A 14,565-nucleotide genomic window follows, 5' to 3' on the forward strand; every position below is an offset into this window, starting at 1 on the left:
GTTCACACTAATTGGTGTGAACTTTTTTATTTTATATCTAAAAGCACTTGACTTAAACATACTTTAATCTTTTATAATCTATATTGTAATGATAAGGATGGAGAAATGAAGAAAATATATTTAAAGGAGTTAGCCTCGAGGTTTAATCTAAATGAATCAACAATTAGATTCTATGATTCCAAAGGCTTATTTCCAATGATTTATAGAGATGTTAACAAATATAGATATATACATGAATCAGATTTAAACTGAATTCAAACAGTTATTTGCCTTAAAAAAACTGGAATGAGTTTGAAAGAAATCAAACATTACTTAGATTTGGTTCAAATAGGTGAATCAACTATTAAAGATCGTTATAATATGATTCTAAAACAAGAAAAAGTTGCTTGTAAAATTAGAACAGAAATTGAAGATCAAATAAAATACATAAAATGAAAAAAGACAGAATATGAAAATATTTTGAAAGAAATGAAATAACTATATAAAAAGTTATTTTTTTTATTTAAAATTTAACAAGTAGGTGAAAAAAATGGCTAAATCTAATAAAGTATTGCTTTTAAAAAACTACATAACAAACAAAAATATTAAAGTGGGAAACTATTCATATTTCTATGGATTTGAAGGAGAACAATCATTAAAAGAATTTCAAAATCGAAATGTACTTTATCATTTTCCAGAAATTCACGATGATTGATTAATTATTGGCAATTATTGTGCAATTGCAGCTGATACTAAAATAATTATGAATGGGGCAAATCATAGAATAAATTCAATATCAACTTATCCTTTTGAAATTTTTAATGAATTTAATGTTCAAAAAGATAAAATTCCAGCTCCAGTTAATAAAGGAAATACTGTCATTGGAAATGACGTATGAATTGGATATGGATCAATTATAATGCCAGGAGTAACGATTGGAAACGGTTCAATTATTGCAGCTGGAAGTGTTATAGTCAAAGATGTTGAACCCTATACAATAGTTGGGGGCAATCCAGCAAAATTAATTAGAAAAAGATTTTGCAAATCTACAATTGATAAAATTGAAGAGACAAAATGGTGAGATCAAGATATTGAAGAAGTTAAAAAATTAATACCTTGATTAATGAGTAGTGAATAATAAGGAGAAACATGAAATCTTGATTTAAAGAACAAACGGGATATATCAAAAAAGATTGAAGAGTGCTTTTAGTTAAAGCATCATTATTAATTGCAGGAATGTTTATAATGGCTTTGGGAATAAGATTGTACATTCCTACGGGAATTGGAAAGAGTCAAGTTGATTTTACAATTTTTACATTGATTGGCTTAAAATTGGGAAATGGTGATGTAACTTCAGCAGCAGCATATGACTCTTATTCAGGAATGCTATTATATTTTTATTTAGTAATTGCTTTAATAAGTGCATCGATGTCACTTGTAAATTCTATTAAAAAATATAGAGAAGCAAAAGATAAAGGAATATGAGTAAATTTTAGTTTTAAAATTATGGCTGATATATTTGTATCACTTATGTTGCCATTAATTGTATTAATGTTTCAAAAAATAATTAATGAAGATAGCATTGTCAATTTAATAAAAAGTGATTCTACATCAACAGATGTAAATCCAGGAAAAGCAAGTTGATTTTTTGCACTTGCATTTCTAATTTATGCTTTAGGTATTGCTTTATGAGTTAAGTCTGGTTGAATTCTTGGACCTTACAATAGTATCTGTCAAGAATTTATTACATTAACAAAAATTCAATATGGTACAGGAAGAATAATTATGGATCTATTAATGGCTGCTCCTGGATTAATTCTATTTTGAATTATTCCAAGTGGTGATGTATCAACAATGGATTTCTTATTTACAAACTTTTCAATCGCAACAATGGTGTTCTTGTTTTGCACAGGACCATTAGTAGCTCAAATTATTAAAATATTAAATAAAGCTGTTGATTATGAAAAACTAAAAGTAATTTCAACAAATTAATAAATAAAAAAGTGGTGTTGTTAGGCACCACTTTTGTGTGTTGTGAGTGTATAATTTAGGTGGCAAGATTAATCTTGTTGGAGAGTGATGAAAGTGAAGAAAAATGAAAGAAAGTTTGTTTCAATAGACTTGGGAACAGCCTATACATTAGTTTATGCTGAAGGCCAAGGCATCATTTATAATGAACCCTCAATTGTGGCATATAAGATTAAAGAAAACAGAATTGTTGCTGTTGGGGAAGAAGCATACAAAATGATTGGAAAAGGAAACAAAACAATTCGTGTTGTAAGACCTATGGTTGATGGAGTTATTACTGATATAAGAACAACAACAGCTCAACTTAGATATATTTTTACAAAATTAAGAATGGAAAAATATTTAAAAGGTTCAATTATGTTGTTGGCATGTCCTTCAGTTATTACTGAATTGGAAAAAACAGCGTTAAAAAAAATTGCTCATAATTTTGGAGCAGAAAAAGTATTTATTGAAGAAGAGGTTAAAATGGCAGCACTTGGTGGGGGAGTAAATATTTTTGCTCCAACAGGAAGACTTGTTGTTGATAGTGGTGGAGGAACTACTGATGTTGCAGTTCTTTCATCAGGAGATATTGTTATTTCTAAATCAACAAAAGTAGCTGGAAATGTTTTAAATGAAGAAATTCAAAAATTCATACGATCACAATATGGTATGGATATAGGATTAAAAACTTCCGAAATGATCAAAATTAACATTGGATCATTGGCAAAATACTCAGATGAAAGACGCATGAAGGTTTATGGACGTGATGTTGTTTCTGGATTACCAAGAGAAATCCAAATATCACCTGAAGAAATAAGAGAAGTTTTAAAAGTACCTGTTTCAAGAATCATTGATTTAATTGTACAAGTACTAGAAGATACACCACCAGAATTAGCTGGGGATATCTTTAGAAGTGGAATAATAATTTGTGGTGGGGGTGCCTTAATTAAAGGAATTGACAAATACATCGCAGATACACTACAACTTCCAACAAAAATTGGTGAGCAACCTTTATTAGCAGTAATAAATGGAACTAAAAAGTTTGAATCAAATGTTTATGACATGATAAAAAGTGAAGCAAGACAAGTAAGTTATTAAAATTTACTTATCTAACGATAACTAATATAGTTATCGTTTTTTATTTTGGCAGGTACATAAAAATTACTTTTAATATTTCTAAATTTATTTTTTCTTTTATATTTTGATCTAAATTAAACAATTGTTCGTACTCTTCAATAAATTCTATAATTTTATCAACAGCTTTTTCACCTTTAGTACTTAAATAAATTTCATTTTCATTTGCTCTTGAAGAAGTTTTTTTGATTATATAATTTGCTTTGCTTAAAATATTAATATTTCTAAATAATGTACTTTTATTAGTGTTGGTTAAGTCTGCCAATTCAGCTTGACTAATACCAGTTACATTTTTAATAAACATTAAATGAATAAAAGCATTGTCATATAAGTCATTAAAAACCTCTTTGCTTTTTTTATTTAAATCCTTTATTAAAAATTCAATCATGACATAGTTTTTCAATAAGAAACTTAAGTCAACAATATTATAATTCTTTTTCACTTTTTACCTCACAGTGCTATAATCATTTCAAATGAAACAACTTATTTTAATTGAAACAATTAATTATGAAATTATTATATCAAAAAGGGAGCATTATAATGAATAACAGTCAAGATTTTATTACTAAGAGTAAAAGAAAACTATTTAATCATCTTTTAACAGCATTAAGAGACAGGTGATTTCTAAGTTCACTTATGTTTTTAATAACTGTGACAATGGCAATTGTTTTGATGATAAATATTAAGGCAATTGAATATGTAACAGCATTATTAATTTCAAAAAGTTTAAGCGATGCATTTTTGACTTTAGATGCAGACCAAATTATTACAGCTTATCCAGAATTGGCACCTTTTCGTGAAATCATTGTTCAAATTATTACTAATTTAAATGATCCTGCAAGTGAACAATACATTGAACAATTTTTGCAAACTTTCTTTTATGATTATGTGCATTATAGTGAAGGAATAGTTTATGTTATTCTTTTCAATCAGCACTTAAATTTATATAGTTTAGTCACAATCATGATTATTGATATATCAATTGTTGTTGTTCTGGCATATTTTGTTTATATAATTAGTGGTTTTATTGCATCAAGTTATGAGCAAAAACTGCGAGTTAATTTAATAGCAAAATTAATTGATCAAGATTTACACTACTTTAGTGAAAATAAAACTGGAGAATTAATTTCTGCTTTAATCAAAGAATCACAAGTATTGTCACGTTATATTAAAGAAGCACCCGTCAATTATTGTTTATCGATTACAACAATTATTGTTTCTTCAATTATGATGTTTAGTATCGATTGAAAATTAGCTTTATATGTTTTTGGTTTATTGATAATTTGTTTATTTTTGGTTTATTTATTTACATTAATTACTATTAAATCTACTAAAAATACTGAAAAACTAAATACGATTGTAAATAATGATTTAAATGAAAAGGTATATAGCATGCGTTTAATTAAAGCAAGTGGAACATATCAAGAAGAAAAAGAACAATTTAATAAGGCTTTAAAAAATGTAGCCACAAAAAATAAACAAAAATTGTTTATATCAGAAATTCCAGGTGCTTTAATTGTTGGGGGAATTGGAAGTTTTTCAATGGCTTCAGTTATTTTTGGTGTTATTTTATATTACAACGATACTCAAAGTTTAATAAGTATTTTAACTGCATTTACAACTGGAGTTATTGTAATGGTTATGCCAATTTTACAGTTAAGACAAGTGATTGCAAACCAACCACTTGCAACTGAAAGTGCTAAAAATATTTCTAAAATACTTGAAAGTAAAATAACAATTAATAAACATGAAACAAAAATATTCGATGAAAAAGTGAAGTCAATAGAATTTCAAGATGCTTCATTTGCTTATCCAAATAGTGATAAAGTTATTTTGAATAAATTAAGTTTGAAATTAGAAGTTGGTAAAAAATATGCATTTGTAGGTCCAACTGGTAGTGGAAAATCTACAATAGCTAAATTGTTGTTAAGATTTTATGATTTAACAACAGGAAATATTTGTATTAATAATCAATTTGATTTAAAACAATTAAATTTAAAAAGTTGATTAGATACAATTGGTTATGTTGATCAAGAACCACAAATTCTAAGTGGAACAGTTATGAACAATATTAAATATGGTTTAGAAAATGCAACAAATGAACAAGCCATAGAAGCTGCTAAAAAAGCAAAATTACATGATTTAATAATGACTTGACCTGATGGTTATGACACTATTTTATTTGAAAGAGGAAGTCAATTAAGTGGGGGACAAAAACAAAGACTTGTAATTGCAAGGTTAATATTGAAAGATCCCCAGATTTTGATTTTAGATGAGGCTACAAGTGCACTTGATAATATTGTTGAAAAAGAAATTCAAATGGAATTAGAAAAATTAATGATAGGAAGAACAACCATTTCAATTGCTCATAGATTAAGCACAATCAAATCATTTGATAAAATATTCGTTTTAGAACCAAATGTGGGGATTATTCAATCAGGAACTTATGAACAATTAATTAAAACTCCAGGATTATTTAAAACTTTATATGAAATTTCAAAATAGTAATCTGTACTATTTAAATGTTTTTTTCTTTAAAATAACGTAAAAAACTATTGATTTTAAGAATAATTTCATATAGAATTTGTTTGCGTATGTTTTACTTGAACGGAGGCCAGTCATGAGTTATAAAATAAAAAATGTAAATGCATTAGTACAAAGACGTGATTATACTAAGGTTTCTGGTGATTTACCATTACCTAATTTAATCGAACTACAAACTGACACATTCGAGTGATTCTTAAAGGAAGGTATCAACGAAGTATTTGGAGAGGTGTTCCCGGTAATTTCTGCCGATGGGGATATCGTTTTAGAGTTAAGTGATTGAGAGTTTAGAGAACCTAGAATGTCAATCATTAAAGCTAAAGAGGAATCAAAGATTTTTGATGCTCCAATTTATGCAAACCTTTCTTTAACAATTCACCAAGAAAATGTGGAGATCTTTAAAGAAGAGATCTCAGGGGACATGCAAACTTTCTTAAAAGGATGATTGCAAGAAAAAATTGAATCAACTGGAGTTGAAATGAAAAATAGCCAAGGACAGCTATACTTTTTTGAATACAAATCAAAAGCTGGAGATAAAGATTCAATTCAAATAGAAATCATTGAAGAAAAAGATGAATTCTACCTAGCAAATATTGATATTTATAAAACTGGAGAAGTTTTCTTTGGAGAATTCCCATTAATGACAGATAGAGGTACTTTCATTATCAATGGTAGTGAAAAAGTTGTTGTTTCACAACTTGTAAGATCACCAGGAAGTTACTTTAAAAAAGAAATGAACCGTAAAAATGGAGAAATGATTTTCTTTGCAGACATCATTCCTTCAAGAGGGACATGATTAGAGTTTGAATTAGATGCTAAAAAAACTTTAGATAACAAAGTATCAAATATTTTTTATGTAAAAATAGATAAATCAAGAAAAACAACAGCTACAAGTTTATTAACAGCATTTAAAATGGATCAAAATATGATTGTTGATCTTTTTGACAATGATGAGATTATTACTTCAAGTTATGAACTTGATGGCTTAACTGGTGACATTGACACTGATTTTGAACATCAAGTACAAGAAATTTATAAAAAAATCCGTCAAGGAGAAACTGCTACAGCTGATGGGGCAAGTAAATACTTATATGGATTATTATTTGATAAAAGAAAATATGATTTAACAAAAGCTGGAAGATTTAAATTACAACAAAAACTAGCTGTAAAAAACAGATTAGTTGGAAGAATAATTGCAGAAGATCTAGTGGATGTTAATGGTAAAGTTGTAATTAAAAAAGATACAGAAATTACAAAAGACATGTTTGCATTAATTGAAGAAACTTTCGATGCAGGGGCAATGATTCAAACAATTAATTTTAATGATGCAATTGAATCTGGAAATGAAATTCAAAAAATTAAGGTATATAAAGATAATGATTTACGTGATCAAACTACATCTGTAATTGGGGTTACTGGAAAATCAAAAGATGAATTCTTAAATGTACCAGATATTATTTCTTCAATCTCATATGCAATTAACTTAATGGATGATATTGGAGAAGTTGATGATATCGATCACTTAGGAAACAGAAGAGTTAGAACTGTTGGAGAATTATTACAAAATCAATTTAGAATCGGTATGATGCGTATTGAAAAAAATATTAAAGAAAAATTAGCAACATCAAACCCATTCAAAATGAAACCATCAAGTATTATTAACAATAAACCATTAACTGCTATTATTGGGGAATTCTTTAACTTGTCACAATTGTCACAATTTATGGATCAAACAAATCCATTAGCAGAATTGACAAATAAACGTCGTCTAACAGCTTTAGGACCTGGGGGACTAAGCCGTGATAGAGCTGCACTTGAAGTTCGTGACGTTCACCCGTCTCACTATGGAAGAATTTGTCCAATTGAAACTCCTGAGGGACCAAATATTGGATTGATTAACAACTTATCAACTTATGCAAGAATTAATGAATTTGGATTTATCGAAACTCCATATAGAAAAGTTAAGTCAGGAAAAGTTATTCTTGGACAATATGAATACTTAACAGCTGATAGAGAAAAAGATTATATTGTGGCTCAGGCCAATATCCAAATTGCAGAAGATGGAACAATCTTAGATGAAAGCGTGATTGCACGTTATAGAGGAGATGACATTATGGCAGCTCCAATTGACGTTGATTTTGTTGACGTTTCACCAAAACAAATTGTTTCAATCGCAACATCATGTATTCCATTCTTGGAAAACGATGATGCCAACCGTGCTTTGATGGGTGCCAACATGCAACGTCAAGCTGTACCATTAATTAATCCAGAATCTCCAATCGTAGGAACTGGTGTAGAACATGAAGCTGCACGTGACTCAGGAGATGCTGTTGTTGCTACTGAAGATGGAATCGTAAAATATGTTGATGCTAAATTGATTTCAATTGAAGGATCAAAAGGAATTAAAAATTACGATTTAAATGACTTTAATAGATCAAATAACGGAACTGCATTAACTCATTTACCAATTGTTAAAGTTGGAGATAAAGTTAAAGCAAGAGATATCTTAGCTGATGGTCCAAGTATGGAAAAAGGAGAATTAGCTTTAGGACAAAACGTTGTTGTTGCCTTTACAACTTGAAATGGTTACAACTATGAGGATGCTGTAATTGTGTCTGAAAGAATTGTAATCGATGATAGATTTACATCAATTCATATTGATGAATATACAATTGAAAGAAGACAAACAAAACAAGGTCCAGAAGAAATCACAAGAGAAATTCCAAACATTAGTGAAGCTAGCAAAAAACACCTTGATGAAGAAGGAATTGTTGCTATTGGAACTGAAGTAAAAGTTGGAGATATTTTAGTTGGTAAAGTTACTCCAAAATCACAAACACAATTATCACCAGAAGATAAATTATTACATGCAATCTTTGGTGAAAAATCAAGAAACGTTAAAGATAATTCATTAAGAGTACCAAATGGTGGAGAAGGAATTATTAAATCAATTAAACGTTTTAGTAGAGCTGATGGTTATGATTTACCAGCAGATATTTTAGAAATTATTAAAATCTATGTTGTTCAAAAACGTAAAATCCAAGAAGGAGATAAAATGGCTGGACGACATGGTAATAAAGGGGTTATTTCAAAAATCTTACCAATTGAAGATATGCCACATATGGAAGATGGAACACCAGTTGACATTATGTTAAATCCACAAGGGGTTCCAAGTCGTATGAATATTGGACAAGTATTAGAAATTCACTTGGGAATGGCTGCTAAAAAACTTGGACTTAAAGTTAACACACCTGTATTTGAAGGGGTTAAAGAAAATGAGTTACAAGAAATTATGGAAGAAGCTGGAATGACAAATTATGGTAAAGTGACTTTAGTTGATGGAAGAACTGGAGAAGCATTTGATAAACCAATTTCTGTTGGAGTTATGTATATGCTAAAACTTTCTCACATGGTTGATGACAAGTTACATACAAGAAACATAGGACCATACTCATTAATTACTCAACAACCATTAGGAGGAAAAGCTCAAAATGGGGGTCAAAGATTTGGAGAAATGGAAGTATGAGCACTTGAAGCATATGGTGCAGCTTACACATTGAGAGAAATCTTGACTATTAAATCTGATGATATTAAAGGTCGTATTAAAACTTATGAATCAATTGTTAGATCAAAACCAATTCCAAAACCAGGAATTCCAGAATCATTTAATGTTCTTACAAAAGAAATTATGGGTCTTGGATTTGACATGCACATGATTGATGAAGAAGGAAACAAAGTACAAATTAATGCTTATGAAGATGAAATTATTGAAACAGAATTTGATGATATTGAAATTCCAGGATTAAATGATTCATTTGATAGCAAAGATATTAAAGACTATAGTGAACCAGATGATGAAGCTGTTAGTGAAGATGACGATGACATCTTTGGTGGCGACTTTGATGATTTAGACGATTAATTAGGAAAGGAAGTTAAATAGATGGCAAATAAAAGAATGATTAAAATTGAACTAGCTTCTCCTGATGTAATCAGAAGCTGATCTCGTGGTGAAGTTACTAAACCTGAGACTATTAACTATAAAACTTTAAAAACTGAAAAAGAAGGTCTATTTGATGAAAGAATCTTTGGACCAACTAAAAACTACGAATGTAGTTGTGGAAAATATAAAAAAGTAAAAAACAAAGGAAAAGTTTGTGAACGTTGTGGAGTTGAAATTACTGAATCAATCGTGAGACGTGAAAGAATGGGTCACATTGAATTAGAAGAACCTGTAACTCACATTTGAATGTTAAAAGTTGCACCAAGTAGAATTGCTTCAATTTTAGATTTAAAAACTAAAGAAGTAGAAGAAGTAGTTTACTTTGTTAGTCACATTGTTTTAGATCCAGGAAATTCAAAACACCTTAAAAAAGGAATGGTTTTAGATTTAGGAAATGCTAAAGCAAGTTTAAAAACAAGAGAAAAATTATTAAAAACTCTTGAAGATATTAAAGAGGAATTAGAACCAGATTCATTCCAATGAAAAAGAGCTGACAACTTAATTGCTCAGTTAAAATCTTCTTCAACTCCATTCTCAATGGATGAAGCCGCAACTTTTATTGCAAGAAACATTAATGCAAAATTTGGAATTGGTGCAAGTGCAATTGAAGAATTATTACAAAACATTAATTTAGATGCAGAAATTGAAAAAATTAAAGAAGATTTAAAAGAGCGTAAAGGTTCAACAGAACAAAATAAAATGATGAAACGTTTAGAAGTTTTAGATTCATTAAAAAAATCTAATTCTAAACCTGAATGAATGATCTTACGTGTAATTCCAGTTATTCCTCCAGACATTAGACCAATTATTCAATTGGATGGTGGAAGATTTACAACTAGTGAAATTAACGACTTATACAGAAGAATTATTATTAGAAATGAGCGTCTAAAAAAAGTTAAATCAATGGGTGCTCCAAGTATTATTGTTAACAATGAAAAACGTATGCTTCAAGAAGCAGTTGATGCTTTATTGGACAACGAACGTAAACCAAGACCAGTTACTGGTAAAGATAAACGTGCATTAAAATCATTAACTTCAATCTTAAAAGGAAAACAAGGTAGATTTAGACAAAACTTACTTGGAAAACGTGTTGACTATTCAGGACGTTCAGTTATTGCAATTGGTCCAGACTTAAAAATGTATCAAGCTGGAATTCCAAGAGACATGGCAATTACATTGTTTAAACCATTTGTAATCAAAAGATTACAAGAAAAAGAACTTGCAGAAAACGTAAAAGTTGCAGAAAAAATGATTTTATCAAATGATGCAAAAGTTTGAGATATTTTAGAAGAAGTAATTAAAGATAGACCAGTTTTATTAAACCGTGCTCCAACTCTTCACCGTTTAGGAATTCAAGCATTTGAACCTAAATTGGTTAAAGGAAAAGCAATTCGTTTACACCCATTAGTAACAACAGCATTTAACGCCGACTTTGACGGGGACCAAATGGCTGTTCACTTACCGATTAGTGATGAAGCAGTTGCTGAAGCTAGAGCTTTAATGTTAGGAAGTAAAGCAATTTTGGGACCAAAAGATGGTAAACCAATTGTTACTCCAACTCAAGATATGATTCTTGGAAACTACTACATTACTACTGAAGAAAAAGAAACTGAAACTAATGGTATCAAAGGTCAAGCAACATTATTTGCAAGTTATCAAGAAGTTAAAATTGCATATGAAACACAATCTGTTTCATTAAATGCAATTGTGGCAATGCCTGTAAGTGAATTAAAAAACAAAATGTTTGCAGAAGAAGATCAAGATAAATACTTGATTACAACTGTTGGAAAAATCTTTTTCAACCAAATGTTTGTTGAACAATTCCCATGAATTGTTAACCACAATATCTTAAATGCAGAAACAGAAATTAAAAACTTCTTAGTTGATTCAAATACAGACTTAAATGCTTATATTGAAAATGAATATACAATTCAACAACCAATTAAGAAAAAAGAACTTTCATTAATTATTGAAAGATACTTTAAAGTATATGGTGCACAAAAAACAGCACAAATGTTAGATAACATGAAGGATTTAGGATTTAAATTCTCTTCAAAATCTGGAACAACAATTAGTGCTGCTGACGTTGTTGCCTATACTCAAAAATTTGATGATTTCAAAATTGCAGATGAAAAAGTTAACCAAATTACTGAATTCTATAACATGGGAATGCTTACAAAAGCTGAGAAAAAACGTCGTGTTATTGCAATTTGATCATCAGTTAAAGATAAAATCCAATCAAAACTTGAAGGTGTTCTAAAACAAGATCCAAAAAACCCTGTATTTGTTATGGCCGATTCAGGAGCTCGTGGTAACGTATCTAACTTTACACAGCTTGTAGGTATGAGGGGTCTGATGAATGACCCTAAAGGGGACATTAAAGAAATTCCAATTAAATCAAGTTTTAGAGAAGGATTAACTGTGTCTGAATACTTTATTTCTACTCACGGTGCCAGAAAAGGGATGGCCGACGTTGCCTTAAAAACTGCCGATTCAGGGTACTTAACTCGTAGACTTGTAGATATTTCACAAGAAATTATTGTAACAGAAGAAGATTGTGGATCTAAAAATGGATTTAACGTTTATTCAATTATTGAAACAAAACACAATAACATTATTGTGCCATTAAAAGATAGATTAACAGGAAGATACACATTCCAAGAAGTTGTTGATAAAAACAACAAAGTGATTGCACAAGCAAATACTTTAATTACTGCAGAACTTGCTGATGCAATTGTTGGTGCTGGAGTTGAAGACGTTCTAATTAGAACAGTATTAACTTGCAACACAAATCGTGGAGTATGTAGAAAATGTTATGGAATCAACTTAGCAACAGGACATGAAGTTGCACTGGGTGAACCAGTTGGAGTTGTGGCTGCTCAATCAATTGGAGAGCCAGGAACTCAGCTTACAATGCGTACTTTCCATACTGGAGGGGTTGCTGGGGGAGCAGATATTACTCAAGGATTACCTCGTATTAAGGAATTACTTGACGTAACTACTCCTAAAGGTTCAATTGCAATTATTTCACAAATTGATGGAACTGTAAAAGAAGTTAAAGAAGAAGATGGAATCTTAAGTATTCTTGTTGCATCTGACCAAGACGAAAGAAAATACAAATCACAATATGGAGCGATTGCTCGTGTTCAAGTTGGAGACTTTGTAAAACGTGGTAAAAAACTTACTGAAGGTGCAATTAACATTAAAGAACTACTTGAAGTTGCAAAAATTGAAGATGTACAAAACTACATCTTAAAAGAAGTTCAAAAAGTTTATCGTTTACAAGGGATTGAAATTTCTGATAAATATATTGAAATTATTGTTAAACAAATGTTAAACAAAGTTAAAATTATTGATTCAGGAGAAACAAACTTGTTACCAGGAGAAATTATTTCTTCAAGAACTTACAAAAATGAAGTATTGACTTCAATTACTGCTGGTAAAAAACCACCATTGGCAAAACATGTTATCTTTGGTATTAAAAAAGCACCACTTGAATCTGATTCATGATTATCAAGTGCTTCATTCCAAGATACAGCACGTGTTCTTGTAAAAGCAGTTATTAAAGGAAAAGTTGATAAACTAGAAGGATTAAAAGAAAACATTATGTTAGGAAACTTAATCCCAGCAGGAACAGGTTTAACTGGATCTGCAGATATCATTCAAAAAGGAAAAGAAACTTACGAATCTGAGTACTAGAAATTAAACATCTCATTAAAGAGATGTTTTTTTATTTTTCAATACAATACTTTAATTTTTAGTGTATATTTTTAAAAGGGAGAAATGAAAAATGAAGATATATATTGGAAATGATCATACGGGAGTGGAAATGAAAGATTTCATTAAAAATCACTTAGTTAACAATGGTTATGAAGTTATTGATTTAGGAACAAATACTCAACAATCTGTTGATTATCCTAATTTTGGTAAAGATGTTGCACAAAAGACAGTTGCAGATCCAGGAAGTTTTGGAATTGTAATTTGTGGAACTGGAATTGGTATATCAATCGCTGCTAACAAAGTTAAAGGTGCAAGAGCTGCGCTTTGTTATGAACAAGAAACAGCAAAACTTTCAAGAGAACATAATAATGCAAATATTTTAGCTCTTGGAGCTCGTGTTATTGCAAATCATAAAGCAATCGGTTTAGTAGATATTTTTCTTTCTACTGAATTTGAAGGTGACAGACACTCAAAAAGAGTGGACATGTTAAACGATTAAAACAATAAGAGGAGAAAATTTATATGGCATTTACTGTAATTAAACATCCACTTATCTTAGATAAGTTAACAAGAATGAGAAAAACAGAAACAAGTTCAAAAGACTTTAGAGAAAATTTAAATGAAATTGGTCAATTAATGGCTTATGAAGTTTTTAGAGATGTTCCTCTAAAAGAAATTGAAATTGAAACTCCAGTTACAAAAACTACTGGATACACTGTTGATATTCCTGTTGTCTTAATTCCAATTATTAGAGCGGGATTAGGAATGACAGAAGGAATTCAACGTTTAGTTCCCACTTCAAGAATTGCTCACATTGGTTTATATAGAAATGAAGAAACATTAACTCCAGTTCAATATTTTGCAAAAAAAACTGAAGATATTGATAAGAGTTATGTTTTAGTAGTTGACCCAATGTTGGCAACGGGAGGAAGTGCAGCTAAAGCAATTGAAATTGCTAAAGGTTGAGGAGCAAAAAATATCAAATTCGTATGTTTGGTCGCAGTACAAGAGGGTGTTGACAAAATATTAAGTGAACATCCAGACGTAGAAATTTATACAGCAAGTTTAGATCCAATTTTAAATAATGACGGGTACATCGTACCTGGTTTAGGAGATGCTGGAGACAGAATCTTTGGAACAAAATAATCACTTTTTAGTGATTATTTTTTTATCTAAAT

The 14,565-nt window shown here is 29.8% G+C and carries 10 protein-coding genes; 9 read left to right on the forward strand and 1 reads right to left on the reverse strand.

The genetic code is table 4. The annotated features are described in order from the left end of the window. Positions 1-105: 105 nt before the first annotated feature. The 4 genes from SCULI_RS00220 to mreB all read left to right on the forward strand — a co-directional run bounded on the left by SCULI_RS00220 (position 106) and on the right by mreB (position 3,087). Positions 106-477 (forward strand): MerR family transcriptional regulator, encoded by a 372-nt coding sequence (locus SCULI_RS00220; protein ID WP_025362631.1) that lies wholly within the window; start codon positions 106-108, stop codon positions 475-477. Between the two features lie 52 nt (positions 478-529). Next, positions 530-1,117 (forward strand): CatB-related O-acetyltransferase, encoded by a 588-nt coding sequence (locus SCULI_RS00225; protein WP_025362632.1) that lies wholly within the window; start codon positions 530-532, stop codon positions 1,115-1,117. Between the two features lie 11 nt (positions 1,118-1,128). Further along, positions 1,129-1,971, forward strand: a complete 843-nt coding sequence (locus SCULI_RS00230; RefSeq protein WP_025362633.1) for an SPE_1075/MLC_0560 family membrane protein — start codon at positions 1,129-1,131, stop codon at positions 1,969-1,971. An 87-nt stretch (positions 1,972-2,058) separates the two neighbouring features. Continuing rightward, the gene (mreB, locus tag SCULI_RS00235) at positions 2,059-3,087 is read left to right on the forward strand and encodes a rod shape-determining protein (protein WP_025362634.1); all 1,029 of its coding nucleotides are present in this window, start codon (positions 2,059-2,061) and stop codon (positions 3,085-3,087) included. 40 nt (positions 3,088-3,127) lie between these two features. Here mreB and SCULI_RS00240 read toward each other — a convergent pair whose 3' ends face one another. After that, positions 3,128-3,565, reverse strand: a complete 438-nt coding sequence (locus SCULI_RS00240; RefSeq protein ID WP_025362635.1) for a helix-turn-helix domain-containing protein — start codon at positions 3,563-3,565, stop codon at positions 3,128-3,130. A 98-nt stretch (positions 3,566-3,663) separates the two neighbouring features. Between SCULI_RS00240 and SCULI_RS00245 the strand changes: the two genes are divergently transcribed. The 5 genes from SCULI_RS00245 to upp all read left to right on the forward strand — a co-directional run bounded on the left by SCULI_RS00245 (position 3,664) and on the right by upp (position 14,533). Further along, the gene (locus tag SCULI_RS00245; protein ID WP_025362636.1) at positions 3,664-5,628 is read left to right on the forward strand and encodes an ABC transporter ATP-binding protein; all 1,965 of its coding nucleotides are present in this window, start codon (positions 3,664-3,666) and stop codon (positions 5,626-5,628) included. A 115-nt stretch (positions 5,629-5,743) separates the two neighbouring features. Then, positions 5,744-9,586, forward strand: coding sequence for a DNA-directed RNA polymerase subunit beta (rpoB, locus tag SCULI_RS00250; RefSeq protein WP_025362637.1), 3,843 nt, complete (start codon positions 5,744-5,746; stop codon positions 9,584-9,586). Positions 9,587-9,607: 21 nt separating this feature from the next. Further along, complete coding sequence (gene rpoC / locus SCULI_RS00255; RefSeq protein ID WP_025362638.1) at positions 9,608-13,366, forward strand: DNA-directed RNA polymerase subunit beta'; 3,759 nt, start codon at positions 9,608-9,610, stop codon at positions 13,364-13,366. Positions 13,367-13,457: 91 nt separating this feature from the next. Next, complete coding sequence (gene rpiB / locus SCULI_RS00260; RefSeq protein ID WP_025362639.1) at positions 13,458-13,886, forward strand: ribose 5-phosphate isomerase B; 429 nt, start codon at positions 13,458-13,460, stop codon at positions 13,884-13,886. A gap of 23 nt (positions 13,887-13,909) precedes the next feature. Continuing rightward, positions 13,910-14,533 (forward strand): uracil phosphoribosyltransferase, encoded by a 624-nt coding sequence (gene upp / locus SCULI_RS00265; RefSeq protein WP_025362640.1) that lies wholly within the window; start codon positions 13,910-13,912, stop codon positions 14,531-14,533. Positions 14,534-14,565 lie beyond the last annotated feature (32 nt).

The sequence above is a fragment of the Spiroplasma culicicola AES-1 genome (assembly GCF_000565175.1).
GTDB lineage: Bacteria > Bacillota_I > Bacilli_A > Mycoplasmatales > Mycoplasmataceae > Spiroplasma_A > Spiroplasma_A culicicola.